Genomic DNA, 25212 nt, shown 5'->3' on the forward strand with positions numbered 1-25212 from the left:
GCCCGCAGACACGCACGCTCGCCGGGGTCCGTTACTGCGCCTGGCTGACCGAGGACATGTGGAAGTCGGGGATCCGCAGCGACGGCATGGTCGCCCGGGTCGCCCAGTCACCCCACTCGCGGGGCAGCGTCGGCTCGCTGACCCCGGCCTCGGTGGCCCGCCGGAGCAGGTCCAGCGGGCTCTCGTTGAACCGGAAGTTGTTCACCGCCGCGATCACCTCGCCGTCCTCGATGAGGTACACCCCGTCGCGGGTCAGCCCGGTCAGCAGCAACACCGCGGGGTCGACGGTGCGGATGTACCACAGCGTGGTCAGCAGCAACCCGCGCTCGGTCGAGGCGATCATGTCCCCCAGCGCGGCCGTCCCGCCGGTGACCAACAGGTTGTCCGCCGAAACCGCCACCGGCGCATCGAATTCCGCGGCCGCCGCACGTGGGTAGGCCAGCGCGTTGATGACGCCGTCACGCAGCCAGTCCACCCGGCCGATGTCCATTCCGTTGTCGAACACCGAGGACTGTTCCGAGGACGTCGGCACCGCGACGAACGGCCGGCATTCCTGGCCCGGCGCCGCCGGATCGGAGTACATCGTCAGCCCGAGGTCGGTGAGCTTCTCCCCCACCCGCGTCCCGCCCGGTGCCGACAGCGCCGACCGGCCCTCCTGCGCGCCCCGACCGTCCATGCTCCAGCCCAGATAGATCAGCATGTCGGCGACCGTGGACGGCGGCATCAACGTCTCGTACCGGCCGGCGGGCAGCTCGACGGCGCGCTCGGCCCAGCCCAGCCGCAGCGACAGGTCCGCAAGCAGCGCATCGGTGGACACGCCGGCGAAATCCGGGGTTCCGACCCCGGCCCAGGCGCTGGCACCGCCGCGTTTGGCGTTGATCTCCACCGATCCGGTCGGTTGCGTATAGCGCCGCCGCACACCGCCGGAGGTGGCCAGATAGGTGGTCTCCACCTCGTGTCGGGCGAACCCGTAGAGCTGGTCGGCCTCCCGAAATCCGCGTACCAAACCCGTTGCCACATCGGCGAACACGTCGACACCGGTGGTCGGCGACGGGGCGTCCCAGTCGACGGGTGCCGGCCCGGTGGGCAGCGGGTCTGCGGCGTCGGTGGCCGCCGGCGCCGCCACCGCCGCGTCCTGGGAGGCCGTCACCAGAGCCGCGATGGCCGACGGGTCGACCTCGGTGGTGCTGACCGAACCGACGTGCGCGGACGAGCCGCGTCGCACCACCGAGATGACCGTGGTGCTGCGTCCGATGGATTCACCGTTGGTGGTCATGGAGTTTCCGGCCCACCGCAGCGACGCATCGGCGCGATCGGTGACGATGACGGTGGTCTCCGCCGCGCGGCCCAGCCGGGCCGCCTCGGCGAGCGCCTGGTCGATGACATCCTGTGGCGCGATCATGAGCGGCCCGCTTCTTCCTGTGTGTTCAGGACATTGACACCGCGGAACAGGGCCGAGGGGCAGCCGTGGCTGACCGGGGCGACCTGTCCGGGTTGGGCCTTGCCGCAGTTGAACGCGCCGCCGAGGCGCCACGTCGACGCGCCTCCGACGGCCTCCATCGACCCCCAGAAGTCGGTGGTCGTCGCCTGATATGCCACATCGCGCAGCTGGCCGTCCAGCCGGCCGTCGCGGATCCGGAAGAACCGCTGCCCGGTGAACTGGAAGTTGTAGCGCTGCATGTCGATCGACCAGGATTTGTCGCCGACGATGTAGATGCCGTCGGATACCCGGGAGATCAGGTCGGCGGTCGAGAGGTCCTCGGGTCCGGGCTGCAGCGAGACGTTGGCCATCCGCTGGATCGGCACGTGATGCGCCGAATCGGCGTAGGAGCAGCCGTTGGACCGGCCCACCCCGAGTCGCGGCGCGAACACCCGGTCCAGTTGGTAACCGACGAACAGGCCGTCGCGCACCAGGTCCCAGCTCTGTGCGCGCACTCCCTCGTCATCGAAACCGACGGTGGCCAACCCGTGTTCGACCGTCCGGTCGGCGGTCACGTTCATCACCGGCGAGCCGTACCGCATGCTGTCGAGCTTGTCGGGGGTGGCGAACGAGGTGCCGGCGTAGGCCGCCTCGTAGCCGATGGCGCGGTCGTATTCGGTGGCGTGGCCGATGGATTCGTGGATGGTCAGCCACAGGTTGGACGGGTCGATCACCAGGTCGGTGTGTCCGGCGGTGACACTGGGCGCCTTGACCTTCTCGGCCAGCAGGGCGGGCAGCTCGGCGAGTTCGGCGCTCCAGTTCCAGACGCCCTCGTCGACGACGGCCTCCCAGCCGCGGCCCATCGGCGGGGCGAGGGTGCGCATGGTCTCGAACGAGCCGACCGACGGATCCACGCTCACCGCGTCCAGCGCCGGCTGCACCCGCACCCGCTGCTGGGTGGTGGAGGTGCCGAAGCTGTCGGCGTAGTAGGTCTGCTCCTTGACCGCCTGCAGGCCGGCCGACACATGGTCCACCCCGTCGGCGGCGAGCAACCGCTCGGAGTAGTCGGCCAGCACCGCGATCTTGTCGGCCGCCGGCACGCTGAACGGGTCGATGCGATAGCCGGACACCCAGGTCAGATCGTCGTATACCGGTTCCTCGGCGAGCTCGATGCGCTCGGCGTTCAGCGGGGCCAGCGTGCCGGCCACCCGCACCGCGCGACGGGCGGTCTCGGCCGCCACATCGGTGTCGAGTTCGGCGTGCGAGGCGAAGCCCCAGGTGCCGTCGACGATGACGCGCACGGCCAGGCCGACCTCGCGGCTCACCACGGCCGTCTCCAGCGCGCCGTCACGGAGCGCGATCACTTCGGTGTTCAACCGGTGGATGCGCAGATCGGCATAACTGGCACCGGCGGCCAGCGCCGCCGACAGGGCCGCATCCGCCAGCGCCCGGCGAGGTAAGGCGAGGAAATCGGCATCGACCGAATGGGCTGTCACGGCCCCCACCGTAGCGGCCCGGGTGTCAGCGTGCGTGCAGGCCGTACGGCACGGCCGAGAGCAGGGTGACCGCCTGCACCCCACCCGTCGGCAACAGGTACTCCCGCCGCTCACCGGTGCGTGCACCGCAGATCGCCTCGCCCAGAGGTGATTTCACCGAGTACACCTCGATATCGCCGTAGTCGGCTCCGCGCACGCCGAGCAGGAACGTCTCGGTGTCGCCGCCGGCCGAGCCACCCGGTACCGCGGCACTGTCCTCGAAACGAACGGTCAGCACCATGCCCAGTTCGGCGACCCCGTCGTTGGGCGGATCCTCCCCGACCACGGCGGCGGCCAGCATGTCGTGGATCTGTTGGATGCGCCCCTGCTGGGCACGCCGCACCGCGACGGCGTTGCTGTCGGCGGCATCGCTGTCATCGCCGTCGACCCCGGCCGACGCCCAGCGGCGCAGCACCTCCAACTCGTTTAGCAGCCGGGCGTGGGCCTCAGGGGTCAGCCATACCGGCGTCGCTGTGGTCATGGAAACACTCCTCGTATCGGTGGATTGTCGTCAGGGGCGGGACGACGTGCTCGCCGCCCCGGACGACGGGAGGGAAGTTGTTCAGCGCGCCGGGTCGAACGCGCGCAGCGCTTCCGGCTTCTTGCCGGTGGTGATCTGCTCGGTGAGCATGCGACCGGTCACCGGGCCGTGGGCCAGACCCCACATGCCGTGACCGCCGGCCACGTAGACGCTCGGACCGACCTGGCCGATCACCGGCAGGCCGTCGGCGCTGACGGGCCGTGGACCGACCCACACATCGCGTGCCTCATCCCATCGCACCCCGTCGAGCAGGCGAGCGGCCGATCTGATGATCGAGCGCACCCGCGCGCCGGCGATGGGTGCCTCGGGTTCGCGGAATTCCATGGTGCCCGCGACGCGCATCGCGCCCTGGTAGGGCGTACACGCCACCCGTTCGGCCGGTAGGTAGATCGGTCCCGGCATCGGCCGGTCGATCGGCACGGTGAACGAGTATCCGCGACCCGCTCGGACCGGCACCCGGACCCAGGGCTCGGTGAGTTCGTTGAGCCACGCCCCGGTGGCGATGACCACGGCATCGGCGCTGTGGTCCGCGCCGCCGGCACCGCGAACGGTGACGCGGCTGCCCTGGGGTGTCACGTCGATGACCCGGTCGATCGTCAGGTCTGCGCCCCGTTCGACCACTGCCCGCCCCAGTGCGGTCACGAAGCGGCCCGGATCGATGTAGCGCTGCCGGTCGACGGCGACCGCGACGGTGGCCACTCCCGAGGTCAGTGGCACGGCGTCCCGCAGGTCGGCGCCGCGCAGTTCGCTGATCTCGACGGTCAGGCCGGCGCGCTGCAGCGCGGCGATCTCGGCGCGCAGTTCCTCGGCCTGCGCACCGGTCTCGAACAGTGCGGTGATGGCCGATTCGGTCACCGGTACGTCGACGCCGTTGCCGGACAGCACCTCGAAGGCCTCCAGACATTCGGCGTTGAACGGCTGGTTGGCCCGCACCGCGCGCTCGGCCGACGCGGTGGTGCAGTGCCGGGCGAAGGTCGCCAGGAAACGCGCGAGACCGAGGTCGGCGCGCAGCGGAATATGGAGCGGCGCAGCCGGATTGAACAGCGATTTGAGGCCGTAGCGCAGCACCGCGGGCTGGTTGAGCGGGATGGTCAGCGCGGGCGAGAGCCAGCCGGCGTTGCCCCATGACGCGCCGGCCGCCACGCCGGTGCGGTCGATGACGGTGACATGCACACCGCGCTCCTGCAGGAACCACGCGGTGGACAGGCCGACGATGCCGGCGCCCACCACCACGACATGCCGCGGCCCGCCGTCGATGCGATCGACCCCGACCATCTCGATACCCTCCCTGACTCGTCCGGCGTCGCGTCCCGACGCCTCACAGGACCATCATGGGTCGCCTCGAATGGCGGGGAGTTGCGAAATCCGACAGCCGAAAAGGGCTCGATTGTGGCGTCTCGACAATCAGCGGTCGAGGGTTGCCAGTTCGATCATCATGGCCAGCCGCTTGCGCGGATCGTTCACCTCGATGGCCGCCACCTCGGCCATCTTGCGCAACCGGTACCGGACGGTGTTCTCGTGGACACCGAGGGCGGCCCCGGTGCGCACCGGGTCGCCCTGGCATTCCAGCCATACCCGCAGGGTCCGCACATAAGGGGTGCCGTGGTCTCGGTCGTGGCGCAGTAGATCGATCACCGGCCCCCGGCTCGGTCCCCGACCGTTGTCCACCGCGGTGCGCAATCGCTGCAGGACCAGATCGTCCCAGGATTCGTCGTAGGCCGGCGGCGGCAGATCCGGTGCTCCCGCCTCGTGCAGGGCCAGGCATTCGTCGGCTTCCCACCGGGCGGCGGCCAGGTCGGCGGCGTCCGCGACACCACTGATCCCGGCCATCAGGGTGGCCTGGCCCGGCAGGACGGTGCGCAGCTCGTCCAGCCACGCCCGCGCGATACCGGCCTGCTCCCCCGGCAGCACCGTGTACACGGTGTTCTCGGCGAGCGCGCTGCGCCCCGGTCGCGACCACCCGAAGCCCGCGGTGGCCTTCTCGAACGTCACCAGCAGCGCCGTGTGCCGGTCGGGTTCCAGCCGGGCGCGCAGCGCGATGACCCGCAATGGCCCCAACGGCAGACCCACCCGGCTGGCCACCGCGACGGCGTCGGCGGTCCCGTCGAGCAGACGCTGAACCGACTCCGACTCCACCTGACGCTCCAGGTCGGCGCTGGCGCGCGAGCGCAGCAGGTGCAGGGCGACGGTGCGCACACCGGTGCGCAGTGCGGTCAGCGCCGGCCCCTGCAACGCCTCGGGGCAGGCGACCCACACCGAGCCGAGCAACTCCCGCCCGACCCGGGCGGCCACCACCATCCGGCCGGTCAGACCGTGCGCCGGATCCGGTTCGACGAACAGCGGCTCGTCGGACGAGCGCAGATGGGCGAAGACGCCGCGGCGGGCCAACGCATCCCGTACCGGGGCGGGTTGTTCGCGACGCAGGATGGTCTCGACGCGCGCCGCGTCGGCCGTCTGTTGCAAGCGCGAATACGCCAGCATCTGCGCATGCCGATCCTCGATGATGACCGCGCCCCCGATGGCCGCGGCCAGGCTGTCCGCCAGCGCGAACAGATCGGTGGGACCACGCCCCGATTCGGTCTCGCGGCCCTCCAGCACCAGTCCGTAGGCCACCGCCGCCAGTTCGCTCCAGGGCAGCGCATCGTCCACCAGCAGCACGGCGACACCGTCGGGAAGCTCGGCGGCGCCGTCGTCGTGGCCGCCTCGGACCAGGACCACCGACGCACCGGCCGCCACCGCCCAGCCCACCGCCTGGCGCACCGAGTCGGCGCCGATGGCCAGCAGCACATCGCCGAATACCGGCTTTCCGCCGGCGTTTTCGGGCAACACCACGCTGCGCAGCTCGGTGCTGCGCGGCACCGCACCCGGCCGCGTCACCACGCCGTATCCGCCCAGCACGTTCACCAGGCGATCCAAGGTGATCACCAGGGCAGCCTAGGTGGTGGCCAGGAAGGTGAACCCCTCGATGTAGCCGGCCACCCCGCACACGACGGCCAGCACCGCCAGCGCGACGATATCGGCGGCCTTCGGTCGGGACGGCGCCGCGGAGAGCTGACCGGCACCACCGCGGGCGGTGATGGCGTCACCCATCTCGTCGGCCCGGCGCAGGGCCACCGTCACCGCAGCCGCCAGCAGATCGATCAGATCCGACACCTGCTGCTTACCGCGTTCGCGGCGGGATTCGGGGAGCTCGCGCGGGCGCAGCCGGCGGGCGGCGTAGAGGATCCGGAACTCGTCGATCAGCATCGGGAAGGCCCGCAGCGACAGCGCGACGGTGGCCGCCCAGTCGTCGATCGGCATGCGCAGCCAGCGCAGCGGACGGCCCAATGTGGATATGGCAGGCGCTATTTCGGCGACGTTGGTGGTCCACGAGACCATCAGGCCCATGCCCAGCAGCACGAAGGACACCGCGGTGACACGCAAGAACTTCAGCAGGCCGCCGAGCTCGAGCTCCAGGCCGGCCAGCGTGACGACCGGGGTGCCACCGGCGAAGGCCGCCGTGACCCCGCCGAACAGGATCAGCAACCACACCCAGCCCGGGATCGTCGGCAACGCACCGCGCGGGATGCGGGCCAGCAGCACCGCGGCGGTCAGCAGCGCGGTGATCAGTGCGATCGGGATCCAGCCGGGGTAGAGCACCATCAGGACGGCGAGCGCGAAGACGGCGATGAGTTTCGTTCCGGCCCAGAGCCGATGGATGACGGTGTCGCCGGGCACCGGCCGCAACAGGACCAGCGGGCGTTTCTGTTCGCTCACGATGGCGCTCCCGTCGGCACCGGCACCAGCACCCCGTCGCGCAGGTGCAGGGTGCGCGGGCAGAGCTCCTCCAGGCCGGCGAAGTCATGCGAAATCACCACGATGGTCAGGCCGCCGCGGCGCAGGTCCACGAGCAGCCGCAGCAGCCCGCGGGCGCTGGTGGCGTCCAGACCGGCCAACGGTTCGTCGAGCACCATGGCGCGCGGCGAGCGGGCCAGCAGCCCGGCCAGCACCACCCGACGCATCTGGCCGCCCGAGAGCTGATCGATGCGGCGGTCGGCAAGTTCGGGTTCCAGTCCGACGGTGGCCAGCGCGGCCTCGACCTTGGCCCGGTCCTTCCAGGAGAACCCGGCGGCCGAGGCGATCTCGCGGTGGACGTGGCTGCGCATCAGCTGCAACCGGGCCGCCTGGAACGACAGGGCCACCGCGCCCACCTGTTCGGACACCGGCTTGCCGTCCAGCAGGCAGGTACCGGTGGTGGGTTCGGTCAGCCCGGCCAGGATCCAGGCCAGCGTCGACTTGCCCGAGCCGTTCAGACCGTGGATCAGGACACCGTCACCCTCGTTGACCACCAGATCGATATCGTGCAGAGCGGTTGTCGCCCAGGGTGTTCCGTCACCGTAGCGGTGTCCGACACCGGACAGTTCGAGCACCGGCACATCGTTGTGGACCGCGCCGGTCGACGTGGGCGGCTCGGCCGACTCCACCATCGGTGAGCCGCCGGTCAGGTTGACCACCCGCTCGGCGGCCTCGGCCTCGCCGTTGTAGTGGGTGATGTGCACCAGGGCCATGTTCCGGCGCCGGGTCAGCTCGGCGAGCATGGACATCAGGCCGTCGCGGCCCTCCTGGTCGACCATGCTGGTGACCTCGTCGGCGATCAGCAGCGACGGTGTGCGGGCCAGCGCGGCCGCCACGGCCAGGCGCTGGAGTTCGCCGCCGGACAGCCCCCCGGTGTCACGTTCCTCGAGTCCTTCGAGGCCGACCTCGGCCAACAGCGCGGGCACGTCCACGGTGCTGCCCGCGGGCAGGCCCCACACCACATCGTCGGCGACGCGGGTGCCCAGGATCTGACTCTCCGGGTGCTGCATGATCACCGCGGTGCCGCCGGGCGCGCCCAGACCGACCGCGCCGGGGCGCTCGACGACACCGTCGGTGACCGGCCGGCCTGCCAGCACCAGCATCAGGGTGGTCTTACCGGAGCCGTTGGCGCCGGTGACGGCGATGTGCTCGCCGGGGTGCACGGCCATCGACACCGGCCCCAGCGCATCGCGGTCGGTGCCCGGGTAGCGGAACACCACATCGCGCAGCTGCAACGGCATCGGGGCAACCGGCCCCGGCTCGTCGAGGGCTTCCAACTTGTGCACGTCCGGCACGCCGGCCAGGCGCGCCAGCACGCGTGACAGCGCCCACCAGCCGACCAGTCCGACCACGACGATGGCGCCCAGACCGTAGCCGAAGATCAGGATCTGCCAGTGCTCCAGCAGGAGCCCGAAGATCTCGCGGACCTGCTGGGCGACGGGCTGCAGGTCGGGCACATAGCTCAGGATCGCCACGGTGCCGTCGACGTTGGCGGTCATGGCGGTGAAGACCAGTTCACGCATGCGGGTGGCCAGCGTGAGGACGACCACGATCACCGCGCCGAACACCGCGCCGGCGGCGACGGACACCGCCACCACGGTCGGCAGGCCCCGACCGCGTCGCTTGACGATGCCGACCAGTCCGCCGATATAGGCGCAGTTCAGGACGGTCATCAGCCCGCCGATCCCGGCGATGATGAAGGCGACCAGCGCGCCGGCCACGGTGGCGGCCAGCACCACCCGCAGCCGGTACCGGTAGGCCAGCAGGCCCATGGGCACCGTCGCCAGCAGCGACAGCCCGGCGGCGAAGGGGACGACGACGGCGATGATCGCGATGGCCGCGGACAGCGCGGCCATGACCGAGGCCTGCGCCAACTCCCCCGGCAACAACGAGCCGGCCCGGCGAGGGGGCGGCGGACCGGGAGGCATCACCCGATTCTGCCAGCTGAGCGGAGTGCTTCGGACGCCCGCACTGTGACGGTAGCCACGCCACCAGATTTGCCGATGCATAGCAATTCTATGTAACCTGGATCAGGTGAATCGAACGGACCCGGCCGCACTCGGCGCCGACCTGTTGGCCGTCGTCGCGCGTATCAACCGGCTGGCAAACCAGCGGATCGAACTGCCGCTGCCGTTCGCGCAGGCCCGATTGTTGGCCACCATCGAAGACCAGGGCCAGACCCGCATCTCCGAGTTGGCCGCGATCGACCACTGCTCACAACCGACGATGACCACCCAGGTGCGCCGCCTGGAGGACGCCGGTCTGGTCTCGCGCATCGAGGATCCTGCCGATGCCCGTGCCGTGCTCATCGGCATCACCGACGAGGGCCGGGCCACGCTGAACCGGGTGCGCGCCGATCGCAGTGCCGCGATCAACCCCTATCTGGAACACCTCGACGGCGCCCAGCGCGACGCGCTCGTCGAGGCGATACAGGTGCTGCGCGGGCTGCTCGACGATGCCCAGCAGGACCGCCGATCGAAGTAAGGAGTCCGCACGCCATGTGGCGTCAACCGAAAGCCGTTTGGGCCGTTGCCTTTGCCTCCGTCGTTGCCTTCATGGGCATCGGCCTGGTCGACCCGATCCTCAAGCCCATCGCCGACAACCTGAACGCCTCGCCCTCGCAGGTGTCGCTGCTGTTCACCAGCTATATGGCGGTCATGGGCGTGGCCATGCTGATCACCGGGGTGGTGTCCAGCCGGATCGGCCCGAAGAACACCCTGCTGCTCGGCCTGGTGATCATCATCGCCGGCGCCGGGCTGGCGGGCATGTCCGAGACGGTCATGGAGATCGTCGGCTGGCGGGCCCTGTGGGGGCTGGGTAACGCGCTGTTCATCGCGACCGCGCTGGCCACCATCGTCAACGCCGCCCGTGGTTCGGTGGCGCAGGCGATCATCCTCTACGAGGCGGCGCTGGGACTGGGCATCGCGATCGGGCCGCTGGTCGGTGGTGTGCTCGGATCCATCTCGTGGCGCGGCCCGTTCTTCGGTGTCTCGGCGCTGATGGCCCTGGCCCTGGTCGTCACGGTCTTCCTGCTGCCGACCACACCACGCCCGGCCCGGGCCACCAGCCTGATCGACCCGTTCCGTGCGCTGCGCCACCGTGGTCTGCTGGCCGTCTCGGTGACCGCGTTGCTCTACAACTTCGGCTTCTTCACGCTGCTGGCCTTCACCCCGTTCCCGCTGGACATGAACGCCCACCAGATCGGGCTGATCTTCTTCGGATGGGGTGTGGCGCTGGCATTCACGTCGGTGGTGGTGGCCCCGCGGCTGCAACACCGATTCGGCACGGTGCCGACGCTGGTGGTCAACCTGCTGGCGATGACGGCGACGCTGGTCGTGATGGCGATCGGCACGAACGACAAGGTGGTGCTCGCCACGTGTGTGGTGGTCGCCGGGTTGTTCATCGGCATCAACAACACCCTCATCACCGAGACAGTGATGAAGGCCGCTCCGGTCGAGCGGGGCGTCGCGTCGGCGGCCTACAGCTTCCTGCGCTTCGGCGGTGCGGCGGTCGCGCCGTGGCTGGCCGGCGTGCTCGGTGAGCAGGTCAGCGTCCATCTGCCCTACTGGGTGGGCGCGGGTGCGGTCGCCGTCGGTGCGGCACTGCTGTTCGCCGCGCGCGGTCACCTCGCCGGGATCGATGCGCCCGAGGACGAGGTGGACGAGCTGAGCGACGAGGCCACCGCCGTCACCGTCGGCAACTGATCAGGTGACCGCCACGCCCACAACGGAACCGACGAGGTAGGTGGCGGCGATCGCGGCACCGCCGAGCCCGAGCAACCGCAGCGCGGACCACAGCGGTGCGCGCCGGGTGAACTTGGCCGCCGTCGCGCCGGCGATCGCCAGACCTGTTCCGCCACAGAGCAACCCCGCCCACAGCGAGTCGTAGCCGAGCAGATACGGGATCAGCGGGACGATCGCGCCGAGGGTGAACATCAAAAACGAGGACCCGGCGGCGACCCACGGCGAGGGTTTCTCCCGCGGGTCGACGCCGAGTTCCTGGACGAGGTGGAAGTTCAGGGCCCGGTTCTCGTCCCGGTGGATCTCGGTGGTCGCCGCCGCCGCGGTCTGCGGTGTCATCCCCATGTCGATCAACATCGCGGTCAGTTCGGCCCGCTCGGCCTCGGGATCCTTGGTGAACGACCGTCGCTCCACCTTCACCTCGGAGTCGATCTGCTCGTTGGCGGTGGTCACCGAGGTGTACTCCCCCAGTCCCATCGAGAACGCGCCGGCCAGCAGTCCGGCGATGCCGGAGAGCACCACCGCGTTCGCACTGGCGCCCGCGGCCACCCCGGCGATCAGTGCGGTGTTGCTCACCAAACCGTCCATCGCACCGAAGGTCGCCGCCCGCAGCCACCCGCCGGTGACATCGGCGTGCCGGTGGCTGGCGACGTGCGGCAGGCCGGTCGGGGATACCGGATCGGTCATGGCGACATTCAACTCTGCGCATTTCCTGAGGTTGTACTCAGGTTTACCTTGCCGCGCGGGTGGGCACGTTACCGTCTGCTATGACCACTACCGCTGATCACCTCCGCAACGCGCTCGACGGCCGCTGGCGTGACGTGAAAAACCAGGTTCGCGCCGAGCTCGCCGGCGAGGTGTTCCGGCCGCACTACACGCCGAACACCGTCATCGCCCGCACCAAGGTCGGCGAACAGCTCAAGATCATGGCCGCGCGCGGCGCGGCCGAGGACGGGTTCAAGAAGGAGCACGGCGGCAACGGTGATGTCGGTGCCGCCGTCACCCAGATCGAGATGCTCGCGATGAGCGACCTGTCGCTGATGGTCAAGGCCGGTGTGCAGTGGGGCCTGTTCGGCGGCGCCATCGAGAATCTGGGCACCGAACGCCACCACAACGCGTATGTGCGCAAGATCATCAACCTGGAACTGCTGGGCTGCTTCGCGATGACCGAAACCGGTCACGGCAGTGATGTGCAGTCCCTGGAGACGACGGCCACCTACGACCCGCAGACCCAGGAATTCGTCATCGATTCCCCCACCCCGTCCTCGCGTAAGGACTACATCGGTGGCGCGGCCGAGACGGCAAGGGTGGCAGCGGTGTTCGCGCAGCTGATCACCAAGGGCGAGGGACACGGCGTGCATTGTTTCGTGGTGCCCATCCGCGACGACGCCGGCAACGACCTGCCGGGCGTCACCACCTCGGACTGCCACTACAAGGGTGGTCTGCCCGGTGTCGACAACGGACGCATCCAGTTCGACCAGGTGCGGGTCCCCCGGGAGAACCTGCTCAACAAATATGCCGATGTCGCCGAGGACGGCACCTACACGTCGCCGATCGAGAACAAGGGCCGGCGCTTCTTCACCATGCTGGGCACCCTGATCCGCGGTCGCGTCACCGTCGGCGGCAGCGCCGGCGCCGCGGCGCGGGTGGGACTCGACATCGCGACCCGGTATGCCCTGGAGCGCAGGCAGTTCGAGGCACCCGGTTCGGAGAACGAGGTGCTGATCATGGACTACCTGGTGCACCAGCGTCGACTCTTCCCGCTGATCGCCAAGTCCTACGCGCTGCAGTTCGCGCAGAACGAACTGGTGGCCAAGTGCCACGAATTGCAGACCTCGGACAATCCGGATGCCGAGGAGCAGCGCGAACTGGAATCACGCGCGGCGGGCCTGAAGGCCGCCAACACCTGGCACGCCACCCGCGCCATCCAGGAGGCACGCGAAGCCTGTGGTGGCGCAGGCTATCTGGCCGAGAACCGCCTGATCGCACTGAAGGCCGACACCGATGTGTTCACCACCTTCGAGGGTGACAACCACGTGCTCACCCAGCTGGTGGCCAAGGAACTGCTGACCTCCTACGCCGATGACATCAAGGGCATGAGCCCGGTGGAGTGGGTGCGCTTCGCGGCCAACTTCGCCGGTGAGCGGGTGCTCAAGCGCACGGCGGCACAGACGATCATGCAGACCATCGTGGATACCCGCGAGGACAACGAGGAAGAGGGCTCGCTGTTCAACCGAGGCACCCAGGTCAAGATGTTCGAGGACCGCGAGGAGTACATGCTTGCCTCGGTCGCACGCCGGCTGCAGAGCAAGGCCAAGGAGATGTCCCCGTTCGACGCCTTCAACTCGGTGCAGGATCACGTGCTGCACACCGCGCAGGCGCATATCGACCGGATCATCCTGGAGGCGTTCGTCGCCGGCATCGACGCCTGCGAGGACGAGGACGCCCGCGAGATCCTCGGTATGGTCTGCGATCTGTACGCGCTGTCGGTGATCGAGGACGACAAGGCGTGGTTCGTCGAGCACCGGTTCCTGTCCACCGAACGCGCCAAGGCGGTGACCCGCGGCATCAACGACCGCTGCCGCCGGTTGCGTCCGCACGCCGAACTGCTGGTCGACGGCTTCGGGATCCCCGAGCAGCTGCGGTATGCCGAGATGCTGCATCCCGAGCACATCCCGGATGCCGACGAGCACCAGGAGCAGGACGCCGTCAGCTCCGGCACCATCGAACCCAAGTAGCCCGTCAGGTGCGCCGGGCTTTGCCCGGCCACCGGCCGCGGTGGAGGGGGCCATCGCGATCTGTCAGGCGACCCGATCGGCCGAACCCCTCCAACACGTCGAGGACACCCTCATCGAGCTCTATGAGCTGAAGGTCACGGCGTCGGCGTCGGGATCGGATCCAGCGCCGTGAGCGTGCCGTCCGTGCCGATCTGGAAGCGGACCTGACCGATTCCGGTCGGGCAACACGGCTTGTCCGTGCCCCGCAACCACTGATACTGCACGGTGGCGGTGCTGTCGCTGAGCGGCACCACCGTGGTGTACGGGCGCGGTCGCGGTGTCGGCGGGCCGAGCGGCTTGTCCCGATCGAAGAAGAGCACCTGCACGGCCGCATCGGGAGCCGTGTCGCCGGTACCGATGACCACCCAGTGCAGCCGGCAGTCGCCGGTGTGTCCACGCGATGTCTCGGTCCAGCGCTCGCCGACCTTCTCGATGGCGGCCCGGACCGTCTCGGCGGTCGGGGTGTCCGAGGCGGCGCAGTCCGACGTGGCCTGCGGGGCCGAATTCTGCGGACTCCAGCCGCATGAGGTGAGCGACAGGGCCGCGGCGGTCAGCGCGAAAGTGACGAAATGGCGGCGATTCGGCCGTCGCAGCGACCATTTCGTCGCTCTCGGCGGATCTGGAGGAAGGTGCGTCAGCCGCATATCGCGAGCCTACGTCTCTGGAAGAGAAGCTCCCCCGATTGGACTCGAACCAATAACCGCCCGATTAACAGTCGGGAGCTCTGCCAATTGAGCTACAGGGGAATGAACCGAGGTCAGACTCTAGCGCATACACCCCGCGGTCGAAGAATCGACTGGTCAGAAGCCCCGTCGCCACCTTGGCGGGCGGGTGAGGCAGGATGGTGGCAGTCCTGCTGTCACCGTGGAAGGAGCCTCGTGTTCCGGTTCGTCTTCGTACTGGGGGTCGGTTACGTGCTGGGCGCGAAAGCCGGCCGCCGCCGCTACGAGCAGATCGCCTCGACCTACAAGGCGGTCACCGAGAACCCGGCGACCAAGGCCGTGCTGGACGCCGGGCGCCGCAAGGTGGCCGACCGGGTGTCACCCGACCCGCAGATGGTGCGGCTGACGGCGATCGACGCCGAGACATCGGTTCTGCATCCCGAACAGCCCGACGCGCAGCCACGCAACGGCCGCCCCGACTAGGGCCTGTCTTCGGACCTCAACGCGGCGATGTCGGTCGGCAGATCATTGCCGGCCATCGGCGCCTCACTCGGCGTCAGCTCGACCGAGGCACGCGGTATCCGTAGATCGGAGTTCTCCAGAGTGCCGCCGTAGAGCGCGATACCCAATGTGGTGACCACCGCGGTGGCCAGGACGCCGACCCCCTTGGTCGCCGGGATCGCGCCGTAGCTCTCCTCAGCGTTCACGTGCCGGCCCTCCAGTTGTCGATCGAGGCTATGAGTCTCTCGTCGGCAGATAACGAAAGGGACGCGACACGATGACCATTCGCACACTATGACCGGGCTGTGCCCAGGTGCGGCGCGCGAGCTCGGGGATCGCGCGCCGCACACCCGGATGGGCCGTCGGGGGTCAGCACGACCGGGCATGCAAAGTCTGCGACAGCGACCTGTGCGGCCGCTATGAAACGACTGTCCCGCGACTGTGCGGTCGGAGGACGTGTGGAGACGGCCGGCTCAGCCGATCGGGATGTTGGTGTTCCAGGTGTTACCGGGGAACACCGGCCCGGTGCAGATTCCGCCGCCGCACAACCCGGCACCCGGGGTGCCGACGGCGACGCCGTTGCCGTTCGAATAGGACAGGCAGTGCCCGTCTTCCTTGTTGCCGAACCACGCCAGGCACGGCTTGGCCTCGACGCTGGCATCGGGAACCGTCGAGAGGGCGAGCACCGGCGCCGCGGCGACGGCGGCCGCGAAGGCGCCGGCGACGACGAACTTGCGTGTCTGATTGCTCAGAAATGCCACGGTGGAGCCTTTCTAGACAGTTGGCTGCGCTACAACCATAACGGTTACGTCGCGATCATGCAGTCAAGTCGTCGCCACTGGCCTGCTCGAGCAGGCTGCGGCGGTAGGTCTCCATCGCCACCAGATCACCGAACAGGGCGTGGTACTCATCGCTGTTGTCCACCGGCGACATCCGCTGCAGCTTGGACTTGACCTCGGCGATCTGCCGTCCGACCGAGACCTCCTGCAGCCGGGCCAGTACCCCGGAGATGTACCGGGCCAGCCGCTCGTCGTCGTCGATCTTGATGGCGTCCACGCTGAGCTCGTTGACCAGACCGGCCGCGTCACCGGCGAGATCCCGCACTGCCTCGATCCACTGCGCCCCGGACAGTCCGGCCGAGACCCCGCCGGCCGCGGAGATGGCCGCCCGCACCGCCGCATAGGCCGGGTGGGTGAAGCTTTCCTGGCCCAGGCTGTCGAAAACCGGCCCGGCCAGAACCGGATACTGCAGGGCCGACTTGAGCGCCTCCCGCTGTGGCCGCAGCGTGGGGTCCATCGGGTTGGGCCGCGCGATCGCCGGTGCCGGCCGGTCCGCGGGCTCCGCGCCGCCGCGCCGGGTGGGCGCACTGGCTGCGCGGCCGGTGCGGGGCCCCTTGCGACCGGCCTCCTCGCGGACCCGCCCCAGCACCTGCCCGACGTCCTGCCAACCGACCCAGCCGGCCAACTGCCGGGCGTACTCGTCGCGCAGCGTCGGATCCTTGATCCGCGACACCATCGGCACGCAGCGGCGCAGCGAGGCCACCCGCCCCTCGGCACTGTCCAGGTCGTGTTCGGCCAGGGCGGTGCGGATGGCGAACTCGAACAGCGGGGCGCGGCGGGCCACCAGGTCACGCAGCGCGCCGTCACCGGAGCGCAGCCGCAGATCGCAGGGGTCCATACCGTCGGCCGCCACAGCCACGAAGGATTGCCCGGCCAGGTTCTGCTCACCCTCGAAGGCCTTCACCGCCGCGGCCCGGCCGGCCGCGTCACCGTCGAAGACGTAGATCAACTCACCGCGAAAGAAGTTGTCGTCCATCATGAGTCGGCGCAACATCGACAGGTGCTCGTCACCGAAGGCGGTGCCACAGGCGGCCACCGCGGTGGTCACCCCGGCCAGATGCATCGCCATCACGTCGGTGTAGCCCTCCACCACCACGGCCTGATGCCCCTTGGCGATATCGCGTTTGGCCAGGTCCAGACCGAACAGCACGTGAGACTTCTTGTAGAGCACGGTTTCCGGGGTGTTGACGTACTTGGCTTCCATGTGATCGTCGTCGAACAGCCGTCGGGCACCGAACCCGATGGTCTCCCCCGAGGACACCCGGATCGGCCACAGCAGCCGACGGTGGAACCGGTCCATCGGACCACGCTTGCCCTCCCGGGACAGCCCGGCCGCTTCGAGTTCCTTGAACTCGAATCCCTTGCGCAGCAGATGTTTTGTCAGCTTGTCCCACCCCGACGGGGCGAATCCGCAGCCGAACCTCGCGGCGGCATCGGCGTCGAAGTTCCGGTCGATCAGGTACTGGCGGGCCGGCGCCGCCTCCTCCGAGCGCAGCTGCTCGGCATAGAACTCCTGCGCGGCGGCGTTGGCCGCGATCAGCCGACTGCGACTTCCCCGGTCGCGTTGCACGTTGGTGGCCGCGCCGCCGGAATACGTGACGGTGTAGCCGACCTTGTCGGCGAGCAGTTCGACGGCCTCGACGAAGCTGACGTGCTCGATCTTCTGCAGGAAGGCGTAGACGTCGCCGCCCTCACCGCAGCCGAAGCAGTGGAAGTGCCCGTGGTTGGGCCGCACGTGGAACGACGGCGACTTCTCGTCGTGGAAGGGGCACAGACCCTTGAGCGAATCCACCCCGGCGCGGCGCAACTGCACGTAGTCGCCGACGATGTCCTCGATGCGGACCCGCTCCCGGATGGCCGCGATATCGCGATCGGGGATGCGGCCCCGGCCGCCCCGCGTCGCTTCATTGGCCATCGGCGCAGTCTATCGGCCCGTCACAGCGGCCGCGGTGAGCGCACCTCGTGCACCCGCTCCAACCGGGACTCGGTGTAGGAGGCAATCTGGTCGATGACCACCCGCAGCCGGGCCCCGTCGTCGGCGGCGACGGCGAATTCCGCGGCGAACTGCGGGTCCAGGCTGCTGGGAGCCTGCGCCCACAGCGCGAGCGCGACCTCCTCGATGAGGGTGCGCTGGTCGGTCTGGATCTGCAGGTGCCGGTGATCGGACATGATGAACTGCAGCGCCAGCATCTTGAGCACCGCGACCTCGGCGCGGACCTCGGCGGGCACGTGTAGTTCGGTGTCGAAGCGTTTGAGCACCGGCGCGCCGCCCACCACCGCCCGGGTCTGCGAGATCGCGGCGTTGGCGAAGCGCCCGACGAGTTCGCTGGTCAGGTGCTTCAGCGCCACCGAGGCCGCCAGGGTGCCGTCGTACTTACCGACCGCGGCCACCACCGGCATCTCCGAGAGCCGCTGTGCGGCCGACAGCAGGTCGTCGTGGGACACCGCCGGATAGGCGTTGGCGCCCAGGCGGGCCAGCGCGTCGGCGGCGTCGTTGTCGGCCAGCACCCGCAGATCGATGCGCCCGGAGATGACCCCGTCCTCGACGTCGTGCACCGAATAGGCGACATCGTCGGCCCAGTCCATCACCTGGGCCTCCAGGCACGGGCGATGTGCCGGCGCACCGTCACGCAACCAGTTCGCAGCGGCCATGTCGTCGTCGTAGAAGCCGAACTTCCTGGGGTTCTCCGCCCGCGACCACGGATACTTCGTGACCGCGTCCAGCGCCGCCCGGGTCAGATTCAGTCCGGCCGAACGACCGTCCTCGGCAAGGACTTTCGGTTCCAGTCGGGTCAGGATACGCAGGTTCTGCGCATTGCCCTCGAAGCCACCGAACGGGGCCGCGATCTCGTTGAGGGCTCGTTCACCGTTGTGCCCGTAGGGCGGGTGACCGATGTCGTGGGCCAGGCCGGCCAGGTCCACCAGGTCGGGATCGCAACCCAGGCCCACGGCCATCCCCCGGCCGATCTGGGCGACCTCCAGCGAGTGGGTGAGCCGGGTGCGGGGCGTGTCCCCATGCCGGGGTCCGACCACCTGCGTCTTGTCGGCCAGTCGGCGCAGCGCCGCCGAATGCAGCACCCGGGCCCGGTCGCGGGCGAAGTCGGTGCGGTGCTCGGTGGCCCCGATGTCACTGTCGGTCAGCTTCGACGATCCCAGGCCGGCACCCTTGGGCGACTCCGACACCAGCCGCTGCCGGTCGAAGTCGTCGTAGTCGGATGTGTTGCGTTGCGTGGCCACCGGCTGACAGTCTGCCAGCCCGGCGCCGGTACATCGGACATGACTACCGCCCGAACGTCGAGGAAGTCACTAGATTGACGGGCATGCGCCTCGCCCGATTGCTTTCCCTGTTGCTCGTGGTCCTCGCCGCGGGCCTGTCGACGGCGCCCATCGCGCTGTTGTCCGCGCCCGAAGCGTCGGCCAGACCGCCGTTCCGGCTGCCCAGCCAGATCGTCGACGAGTCGAACGCGCTGGGCGGCGCGGGGATGAACCAGGTCAGCCAGGCCGTCGACCGGCTCTACACAAACCGCCAGGTGCGGCTGTGGGTGGTCTTCGTCGACACCTTCTCAGGGCAGAGCGCCGAGCCGTGGGCGCAGGCGACCCTGCGGGCCAGCGACCTCGGTGAATACGACGCGCTGCTGGCGGTCGCGACCGCCGATCGCGCCTACGCCTTCCTGACCGGATCGGCGGCGGCGAGCGATTCGGAAGCGAACACGCTGCGGCGCAATGAGATCGAGCCGGCGCTGCGCGACGGGAACTGGGCGGCCGCGGCCGTGGCGGCCGCCGATGGCCTCGATGCCCGCGCCACCACCTCGTCATCGGGACTGAACTGGTTCGGCGTGCTGGCCATGCTGGCGGTGCTGGGGATCGCGGTACTGGGACTGGTGTTGTGGTCGCGGCGGCGCAAGCGCAAGCGCCGCGAGGCCGATCTGGCCGCGGCGCAACGGATCGACCCGACCAACCCCACCGCGCTCGCCGCGGTGCCGCTGGACACCCTCGACGAGTTGTCGCGCTCGATCGTCGTCGAGGTCGACAACGCCGTGCGCACCAGCGAGAACGAATTGACGTTGGCGGTCGAGGAATTCGGCGAGCAGGAAACCGCCCCGTTCACCGCCGCCGTGAACGCGGCCCGCACCACCCTGACCCAGGCGTTCAACGTGCGACAGATCCTCGACGACACCGTGCCGGAGACCGCCGCGCAGCGCCGCGACCTGCTGACCCGGGTGATCGTGGCCGCGGCCAGGGCCGACCGCGAACTCGACACCCAGCGCGAGGCGTTCGCGCAGATGCGCGACCTCGTCATCAACGCGCCGGCGCGCCTCGATGTGCTGACCCAGCAGATGATCGACCTGACCACCCGCATCACGCCCGCCGAACAGGCCCTCGCCGAGCTGAACCGGCAGTTCGCGCCGACCGCGCTGCATTCGGTGATCGACAATGTCGACACCGCGAAGCACCGGCTGGAGTTCGCCGACCAGAACATCGGCAACGCCCGCGCGCTGGTGGCCCGGCCCGCCGGTCAGCAGGCCGGACTGGTGGACTCCATGCGTGCCGCCGAATCGGCGCTGGGACAGGCCCGCACCATGCTCGACGCCATCGACAGCGCGGCCGGTGACATCAGCCGGGCGATCGCGACCCTGCCCGAAGAGATCGCCGACGTGCAGGCCGGTATCGCGGCCGCCGACGCGCAGCTGAGCCGCGGCGGTTTCGACGAGGTCGCCGAACTGCAGTCGGCCCGCGATGCCGCCGCCCAGGCGGTCGCGACGGCGCAGGCGTCCGGAAACACCGACCCGCTCGGTGCTTTCACGGCGCTCACGCAGGCCGACGCCGATCTGGACCGGCTGCTGGCCGTCGTCGCGGAGGAGCGGGAGGCACAGCAGCGCCTACAGCGGTCCTATGAGCAGGCGTTGGCGGCCGCGCAGTCGCGGGTGCGCGGGGTGAGCGATTTCATCGACACCCGACGCGGCAGTGTCGGCCCGGAGGCCCGCACCCGGCTGGCCGAGGCGGTCCGTCAGCTGCAGGCGGCACAGGAGAAGGCAGGTACCGATCTGCCGACGGCCATCGCGCATGCCAACGGCGCGACCTCGCTGGCCATGCAGGCCCAGCAGCTGGCCAACAATGACGTCAGCGCCGCCCACCAGGCCTACAACTCGCAGCACTACGGGGGCGGCTCGAACACCGGTGCGGTGCTGGGCGGCATCATCATCGGCAACATCCTGTCCGGGGCGCTGCGCGGTGGGCTGGGGGGCAGCGTTGGCGGTGGGAGTTGGCGGTCGACATCGTTCGGCGGATCCGGCGGTGGTTTCGGCGGCGGTGGTGGCGGCTTCGGCGGGGGCGGCGGCCGCTTCTAGGCCGTGTACTTCTAGGTCGTGTACATCGACAGATGTACGAAGATCTCGTCGGGCGCGCGCTCGTCGACGATGATCTCGCGGGTCACGGTGCCGTGTGCGGCGGTGGCGACCCGATCCTGGACGTAGCGCGGATCGGGCGCCGAACCGAGTTCCGGCCCGGCGAGCACCGATGTCGATTTCGGGATGTCCGAGGGACCAGGCGGCTCCGGGAATTGGCCGAGGAATTCGCTCAGTTGCGCTTCGTTCATCTGCAAGGCCAGGCGGTAGCGGGTATCTCGACCCGAATCGGTGTCGGTGGCCAACACCTGGACCCCCGCCGGCAGTGTCACATCGCCGAACTGCGCGGCGGTCTCCGCCGAAACGGGCATCCCCTGGCCTCCTTCGTCACGGGCCTTGTCCCCCGTCGCGCATCCGGGCAGCGCGCACAACAGCAGCAGCACCGTCAGGTACCGGGCGATTCTCATCGGAGCACTCCGTCGTAGATCGATACCGTCGGCGCGGCAGTTCCCAGCGGCGCTACGCGCCCTCGGCCGGCGCGGTCAACCGCTCGGCGAGCTTGTCGAGCTGGGCCTTGTAGCCCCACTTCATCCCGAATGCCGCCATCTTGGCCTTGGCGCCGATCTGGGTGATCGTCACGTCCAGGGTCAGCTCCGTCTGCCCGTCGTGTTCGGTCAGTGTCACATCATTGACATGCAGGATCGTTGAAGTGGATTCCTCACCGTCGGTCCAGGATCGGGCGTCGTAGGTCAGCCGGGTGACCGGATCGACGCGGGTGAAGGTGCCCGTCATCGACCAGCGGGTGCCCGCATACTTGCCCATCCCCTCGCCTGCCTCCATGACGATGTGCACCTCACCACCAACGCGGGCATCGATACGGCATTCCGGGACGAACGTGTTCTTCGGGCCCCACCATTGGCGCACCATCTCGGCCTGCGTCCAGGCGTCCCACACCGAGGCGACCGGTGCGGGGTAGGTCCGTTTCAGGGTGAAGTTCTTCTTCTTGAAGAGTTGCATGATCATGGTGCAGGCCTTCCCTTCTCGTCGTTGTCCGCCATCGATTCCAGGAACGCGCCCAGGTTGTCCAACCGGGTGTTCCACAGCTGCTCGAAGGATTCGGCCCACCGACCGATGTCTTCGAACGGCCCCGATTCGAGCTGATAAAACCGTTGCCTGGCCCGGGCGTGGCTGCTCACGATGCCCGAATCACCAAGAACCCGAAGGTGTTTGCTCACCTGCGGCTGCCGGATCCCGAGCGCATCGGCGATCGTGCCCACCGATTGTGGCCCACCCCTGAGCAGTTCAACGATCCGCAGCCGGCTCGGCTCGCCCAACGCCACGAACACCGCCGCCCGCATGGCAGTCACCCTAAGCCCAGGGACATATTCCCGTCAAGGAATACGTTGGATAACTTTCCCCGGCGAGCGTGCGTGTCTGCACCGCGACACGCCGCCGTCACCCAGCATTCTGCGCACGCTCATGCCGCGTACGAACGCGCCAAGCCGGACTGCACCCGTTCGATCAAATCCTGTGGGTAGTGCCGGACATCCTCGGCGACGATCGAGATCACGATCCAGCCCATCTCCTGCAGGGCAGCGCGTTTGCGACGGTCGCGGGCAAAACTCTCGGGATCGCTGTGCCAGTCGAAGCCGTCGTACTCGACAGCCAATTTGCTGGACGGCCAGGCAAAATCCAGTCGCCAGACCCGGCCCGCAAGATCGCTCACCTCATACTGCAACACGGGCATCGGCAGACCCGCGTCCAGCATCACCAGCCGCGCCTCGCTTTCCATCGGCGACTCCGCCTGCGGGGCTGCGTGCGCAACCAATTGCCGGACAGCGACGATGCCGCGTCGGCCGTACTGTTCCACCACCGCATCGAAAAGCTGACTGCGGGTGCAGGTTTCGCTACGCAATGCGGCGTCCAGGGTGGCGATGGCCCGGGGACGACGCAGCGAGCGAGCGACTTCGACCGCAGTCCACGCAGCACTCGTCGCAGGCCGCCCCTCGACGTAGGCCAGCGGTGCACCATCGCGCCGGTGGATGACCAGGCCGTCGGAGGCGCGGAGTTGGTGGCCGTTCGGGTTTAGCACATGCAGGTCGACGACATCTTCGGTGTCGAAGCCGTACGCCGCGGCGGCGGTACCGAGGCAGATGGCCACCGGCTGGCCTGCCCGCAGATCGAGGCCACTCAGCCGGATGTGGTTGTCGGGCTCCTCGGTCGAGTACACCCCGGGCCAGACCTTGATGAGTTCACCGGTACGGATCTTGGTCTCGAGGCGACTGCGACCGAGCTCGGCGAGCAGTTGCGCGGTACTCACCACCCCGCCCTGACGCCCCAGCAGTGCGGCGATGCGATCTGACATGGTCCCGATCGTCGATCGGCGATATCACCGAGACCATGCCGTGCGCCGGATCTGTGGACGAATCGGAAACTGTGGAGATCGACGCCGCCCGCGAAGGTGCGCGAACTCGTACCGGTGAGCGGCGTGTCGGCCCGCAGACACGCACGCTCGCCGGGAACGGAACAGACCCGGTCAGGCGCCCTTGAGGCGGACGGCCAGGTAGTTCGACACCTCCGAGATCGCCACCCGCTCCTGGGTCATCGCGTCGCGCTCGCGGATGGTGACCGCGTGGTCGTCGAGCGAGTCGAAGTCCAGCGTCACACAGAACGGCGTGCCGATCTCGTCCTGGCGCCGGTAGCGACGGCCGATCGCACCGGCGTCGTCGAACTCGACATTCCAGCTCTGCCGCAGCTCGGCGGCCAGATCCTTTGCCTTGGGCGACAAGTCGGCATGCCGGGAGAGCGGCAGCACCGCGGCCTTGACCGGGGCCAGTCGCGGGTCGAGCTTGAGCACCGTGCGCTTGTCGACCCCACCCTTGGCATTGGGCGCCTCGTCCTCGTGATACGAGTCGACCAGGAAGGCCATCAGCGACCGGGTCAGACCGGCCGCCGGCTCGATCACATACGGCGTGTAGCGAGTGTCGGAGGCCTGGTCGTAGTAGGTCAGGTCGACCCCGGATGCCTTTGCGTGACTGGACAGGTCGTGGTCGGTGCGGTTGGCGATACCTTCCAGCTCACCCCACGGGCTGCCGGCGAACCCGAACTTGTACTCGATATCGGTGGTGCCTGCGCTGTAGTGCGACAGCTTCTCCAGCGGATGCTCGTAGAGGCGCAGGTTCTCCGGCCGGATACCCAGGTCGGTGTACCACTTCAACCGCGTCTCGATCCAGTACTTGTGCCACTCCGGCGCGGTCGAGGGCTCGACGAAGAACTCCATCTCCATCTGCTCGAACTCGCGGGTGCGGAAGATGAAGTTGCCCGGGGTGATCTCGTTGCGGAAGCTCTTGCCGATCTGACCGATGCCGAACGGCGGCTTCTTGCGCGAGGTCGTCACCACGTTGGCGAAGTTGACGAAGATGCCCTGGGCGGTCTCCGGGCGCAGGTAGTGCAGCCCCTCCTCGGACTCGATCGGGCCGAGGTAGGTCTTGAGCATCATGCTGAAATCGCGCGGTTCGGTCCACTGGCCCTTGGTGCCGCAGTCCGGGCAGACGATCTCGGTCATCGGCACCGAGTCGGGGTCCACGACGGTGTCGCGCGTGCTCTTCTTCTCCGCGTAGGCCTCCTGCAGGTGGTCCTGCCGGTGCCGCTTGTGACAGTTCAGGCACTCGACGAGCGGGTCGTTGAACACGGCAACGTGGCCGGAGGCCACCCACACCTGCCGCGGCAGGATGATCGCCGAATCCAGGCCGACGACGTCGTCGCGGCCGGTGACCACGGAACGCCACCACTGCTTCTTGATGTTCTCCTTGAGCTCCACCCCGAGTGGTCCGTAGTCCCAGGCGGACTTGGTACCGCCGTAGATCTCGCCCGATTGATAGACGAGGCCACGGCGTTTCGCCAGGTTTGCAACGGTGTCGATGATGGAAGCCACGGGTCAACAGCGTAGCGATGACCTGCGCACGCCGGAGGCGGGGCCGGTACCCGTCAGCCGTTGACATGCATGGATCTGCATGTA

23 protein-coding genes and 1 tRNA gene are annotated in these 25212 nt (G+C 68.9%); 5 read left to right on the plus strand and 19 right to left on the minus strand.

Features of this window, described 5'->3' with window-relative positions:
* Positions 1–31: 31 nt before the first annotated feature.
* From BST17_RS04935 to BST17_RS04965, 7 genes are all read right to left on the minus strand, one after another.
* Positions 32–1402: a metallopeptidase TldD-related protein gene (locus BST17_RS04935; RefSeq protein ID WP_083055816.1), complete on the minus strand. Its 1371-nt coding sequence runs from the start codon at positions 1400–1402 to the stop codon at positions 32–34.
* Entirely contained in the window at positions 1399–2916 is a 1518-nt protein-coding gene (locus BST17_RS04940) for a TldD/PmbA family protein (RefSeq protein ID WP_083056061.1), read from the minus strand. The genes BST17_RS04935 and BST17_RS04940 overlap by 4 nt, the downstream gene beginning before the upstream one ends.
* A gap of 25 nt (positions 2917–2941) precedes the next feature.
* A complete protein-coding gene (locus BST17_RS04945) occupies positions 2942–3436 on the minus strand; it encodes a GreA/GreB family elongation factor (RefSeq protein ID WP_083055817.1) in 495 nt (164 codons plus the stop codon).
* An 81-nt stretch (positions 3437–3517) separates the two neighbouring features.
* Positions 3518–4771 carry an NAD(P)/FAD-dependent oxidoreductase gene (locus BST17_RS04950; RefSeq protein WP_083055818.1) on the minus strand — a complete coding sequence of 418 codons (1254 nt, stop codon included), beginning with the start codon at positions 4769–4771 and terminating at the stop codon, positions 3518–3520.
* A gap of 129 nt (positions 4772–4900) precedes the next feature.
* Positions 4901–6421, minus strand: coding sequence for a PucR family transcriptional regulator (locus tag BST17_RS04955; protein WP_083055819.1), 1521 nt, complete (start codon positions 6419–6421; stop codon positions 4901–4903).
* A gap of 9 nt (positions 6422–6430) precedes the next feature.
* On the minus strand, positions 6431–7252 hold the full coding sequence (locus tag BST17_RS04960) for a CbiQ family ECF transporter T component (RefSeq protein WP_109750004.1): 822 nt from the start codon (positions 7250–7252) through the stop codon (positions 6431–6433).
* On the minus strand, positions 7249–9258 hold the full coding sequence (locus BST17_RS04965; protein WP_083055821.1) for an ABC transporter ATP-binding protein: 2010 nt from the start codon (positions 9256–9258) through the stop codon (positions 7249–7251). The genes BST17_RS04960 and BST17_RS04965 overlap by 4 nt, the downstream gene beginning before the upstream one ends.
* Positions 9259–9364: 106 nt before the next feature.
* Between BST17_RS04965 and BST17_RS04970 the strand changes: the two genes are divergently transcribed.
* Together BST17_RS04970 and BST17_RS04975 are read left to right on the plus strand one after the other, a co-directional pair.
* Positions 9365–9814 carry a MarR family winged helix-turn-helix transcriptional regulator gene (locus BST17_RS04970; protein ID WP_083055822.1) on the plus strand — a complete coding sequence of 150 codons (450 nt, stop codon included), beginning with the start codon at positions 9365–9367 and terminating at the stop codon, positions 9812–9814.
* Positions 9815–9828: 14 nt separating this feature from the next.
* Positions 9829–11034, plus strand: coding sequence for an MFS transporter (locus BST17_RS04975; RefSeq protein ID WP_083055823.1), 1206 nt, complete (start codon positions 9829–9831; stop codon positions 11032–11034).
* Here the strand turns inward: BST17_RS04975 and BST17_RS04980 are convergent, their stop codons facing one another.
* Positions 11035–11757, minus strand: coding sequence for a VIT1/CCC1 transporter family protein (locus BST17_RS04980; protein ID WP_083055824.1), 723 nt, complete (start codon positions 11755–11757; stop codon positions 11035–11037).
* An 80-nt stretch (positions 11758–11837) separates the two neighbouring features.
* On the opposite strand from BST17_RS04980, the gene BST17_RS04985 reads away from it, so the two are divergent.
* Positions 11838–13808, plus strand: coding sequence for an acyl-CoA dehydrogenase family protein (locus BST17_RS04985; protein WP_083055825.1), 1971 nt, complete (start codon positions 11838–11840; stop codon positions 13806–13808).
* Positions 13809–13942: 134 nt separating this feature from the next.
* Here BST17_RS04985 and BST17_RS04990 read toward each other — a convergent pair whose 3' ends face one another.
* Positions 13943–14491, minus strand: coding sequence for an LppP/LprE family lipoprotein (locus BST17_RS04990; RefSeq protein WP_083055826.1), 549 nt, complete (start codon positions 14489–14491; stop codon positions 13943–13945).
* Positions 14492–14520: 29 nt separating this feature from the next.
* Positions 14521–14593 (minus strand) — tRNA-Asn (locus tag BST17_RS04995).
* Positions 14594–14725: 132 nt separating this feature from the next.
* Between BST17_RS04995 and BST17_RS05000 the strand changes: the two genes are divergently transcribed.
* Positions 14726–14992 (plus strand): hypothetical protein, encoded by a 267-nt coding sequence (locus BST17_RS05000; RefSeq protein ID WP_083055827.1) that lies wholly within the window; start codon positions 14726–14728, stop codon positions 14990–14992.
* Here the strand turns inward: BST17_RS05000 and BST17_RS05005 are convergent.
* The 4 genes from BST17_RS05005 to BST17_RS05020 form a co-directional block, all read right to left on the minus strand.
* Positions 14989–15216: a hypothetical protein gene (locus tag BST17_RS05005; protein ID WP_083055828.1), complete on the minus strand. Its 228-nt coding sequence runs from the start codon at positions 15214–15216 to the stop codon at positions 14989–14991. The two genes, BST17_RS05000 and BST17_RS05005, sit on opposite strands and share 4 nt — an antisense overlap.
* A 267-nt stretch (positions 15217–15483) precedes the next feature.
* A complete protein-coding gene (locus tag BST17_RS05010; RefSeq protein WP_083055829.1) occupies positions 15484–15771 on the minus strand; it encodes a DUF7155 family protein in 288 nt (95 codons plus the stop codon).
* Positions 15772–15826: 55 nt separating this feature from the next.
* Positions 15827–17764 carry a DNA primase gene (gene dnaG / locus BST17_RS05015; protein ID WP_083055830.1) on the minus strand — a complete coding sequence of 646 codons (1938 nt, stop codon included), beginning with the start codon at positions 17762–17764 and terminating at the stop codon, positions 15827–15829.
* Between the two features lie 20 nt (positions 17765–17784).
* Positions 17785–19086 (minus strand): deoxyguanosinetriphosphate triphosphohydrolase, encoded by a 1302-nt coding sequence (locus BST17_RS05020; protein WP_083055831.1) that lies wholly within the window; start codon positions 19084–19086, stop codon positions 17785–17787.
* Between the two features lie 83 nt (positions 19087–19169).
* Here BST17_RS05020 and BST17_RS05025 point away from each other — a divergent pair, with 83 nt between their 5' ends.
* Positions 19170–21197: a TPM domain-containing protein gene (locus tag BST17_RS05025; protein WP_083055832.1), complete on the plus strand. Its 2028-nt coding sequence runs from the start codon at positions 19170–19172 to the stop codon at positions 21195–21197.
* 11 nt (positions 21198–21208) lie between these two features.
* Here the strand turns inward: BST17_RS05025 and BST17_RS05030 are convergent, their stop codons facing one another.
* The 5 genes from BST17_RS05030 to BST17_RS05050 all read right to left on the minus strand — a co-directional run bounded on the left by BST17_RS05030 (position 21209) and on the right by BST17_RS05050 (position 25128).
* Positions 21209–21661: a hypothetical protein gene (locus BST17_RS05030; RefSeq protein ID WP_083055833.1), complete on the minus strand. Its 453-nt coding sequence runs from the start codon at positions 21659–21661 to the stop codon at positions 21209–21211.
* A 52-nt stretch (positions 21662–21713) separates the two neighbouring features.
* Positions 21714–22217 (minus strand): SRPBCC family protein, encoded by a 504-nt coding sequence (locus tag BST17_RS05035; protein WP_083055834.1) that lies wholly within the window; start codon positions 22215–22217, stop codon positions 21714–21716.
* The gene (locus tag BST17_RS05040; protein ID WP_083055835.1) at positions 22214–22552 is read right to left on the minus strand and encodes an ArsR/SmtB family transcription factor; all 339 of its coding nucleotides are present in this window, start codon (positions 22550–22552) and stop codon (positions 22214–22216) included. The genes BST17_RS05035 and BST17_RS05040 overlap by 4 nt, the downstream gene beginning before the upstream one ends.
* Before the next feature lie 119 nt (positions 22553–22671).
* On the minus strand, positions 22672–23559 hold the full coding sequence (locus BST17_RS05045; protein WP_083055836.1) for a type IV toxin-antitoxin system AbiEi family antitoxin: 888 nt from the start codon (positions 23557–23559) through the stop codon (positions 22672–22674).
* A gap of 171 nt (positions 23560–23730) precedes the next feature.
* Positions 23731–25128, minus strand: a complete 1398-nt coding sequence (locus BST17_RS05050) for a glycine--tRNA ligase (RefSeq protein ID WP_083055837.1) — start codon at positions 25126–25128, stop codon at positions 23731–23733.
* Between the last annotated feature and the right edge of the window lie 84 nt (positions 25129–25212).

This window comes from Mycolicibacterium bacteremicum (assembly GCF_002086115.1).
Taxonomy (GTDB): domain Bacteria; phylum Actinomycetota; class Actinomycetes; order Mycobacteriales; family Mycobacteriaceae; genus Mycobacterium; species Mycobacterium bacteremicum.

What these genes read in the sequence shown, in the direction of transcription:
- BST17_RS04935 (WP_083055816.1), bottom strand. Translation starts at nt 1,402, where the DNA reads ATGATCGCGCCACAGGATGTCATCGACCAGGCGCTCGCCGAGGCGGCC.
- BST17_RS04945 (WP_083055817.1), bottom strand. Translation starts at nt 3,436, where the DNA reads ATGACCACAGCGACGCCGGTATGGCTGACCCCTGAGGCCCACGCCCGG.
- BST17_RS04950 (WP_083055818.1), bottom strand. Translation starts at nt 4,771, where the DNA reads ATGGTCGGGGTCGATCGCATCGACGGCGGGCCGCGGCATGTCGTGGTG.
- BST17_RS04965 (WP_083055821.1), bottom strand. Translation starts at nt 9,258, where the DNA reads ATGCCTCCCGGTCCGCCGCCCCCTCGCCGGGCCGGCTCGTTGTTGCCG.
- BST17_RS04975 (WP_083055823.1), top strand. Translation starts at nt 9,829, where the DNA reads ATGTGGCGTCAACCGAAAGCCGTTTGGGCCGTTGCCTTTGCCTCCGTC.
- BST17_RS04980 (WP_083055824.1), bottom strand. Translation starts at nt 11,757, where the DNA reads ATGACCGATCCGGTATCCCCGACCGGCCTGCCGCACGTCGCCAGCCAC.
- BST17_RS04985 (WP_083055825.1), top strand. Translation starts at nt 11,838, where the DNA reads ATGACCACTACCGCTGATCACCTCCGCAACGCGCTCGACGGCCGCTGG.
- BST17_RS04990 (WP_083055826.1), bottom strand. Translation starts at nt 14,491, where the DNA reads ATGCGGCTGACGCACCTTCCTCCAGATCCGCCGAGAGCGACGAAATGG.
- dnaG (WP_083055830.1), bottom strand. Translation starts at nt 17,764, where the DNA reads ATGGCCAATGAAGCGACGCGGGGCGGCCGGGGCCGCATCCCCGATCGC.
- BST17_RS05025 (WP_083055832.1), top strand. Translation starts at nt 19,170, where the DNA reads ATGCGCCTCGCCCGATTGCTTTCCCTGTTGCTCGTGGTCCTCGCCGCG.
- BST17_RS05030 (WP_083055833.1), bottom strand. Translation starts at nt 21,661, where the DNA reads ATGAGAATCGCCCGGTACCTGACGGTGCTGCTGCTGTTGTGCGCGCTG.
- BST17_RS05035 (WP_083055834.1), bottom strand. Translation starts at nt 22,217, where the DNA reads ATGATCATGCAACTCTTCAAGAAGAAGAACTTCACCCTGAAACGGACC.
- BST17_RS05040 (WP_083055835.1), bottom strand. Translation starts at nt 22,552, where the DNA reads ATGCGGGCGGCGGTGTTCGTGGCGTTGGGCGAGCCGAGCCGGCTGCGG.
- BST17_RS05045 (WP_083055836.1), bottom strand. Translation starts at nt 23,559, where the DNA reads ATGTCAGATCGCATCGCCGCACTGCTGGGGCGTCAGGGCGGGGTGGTG.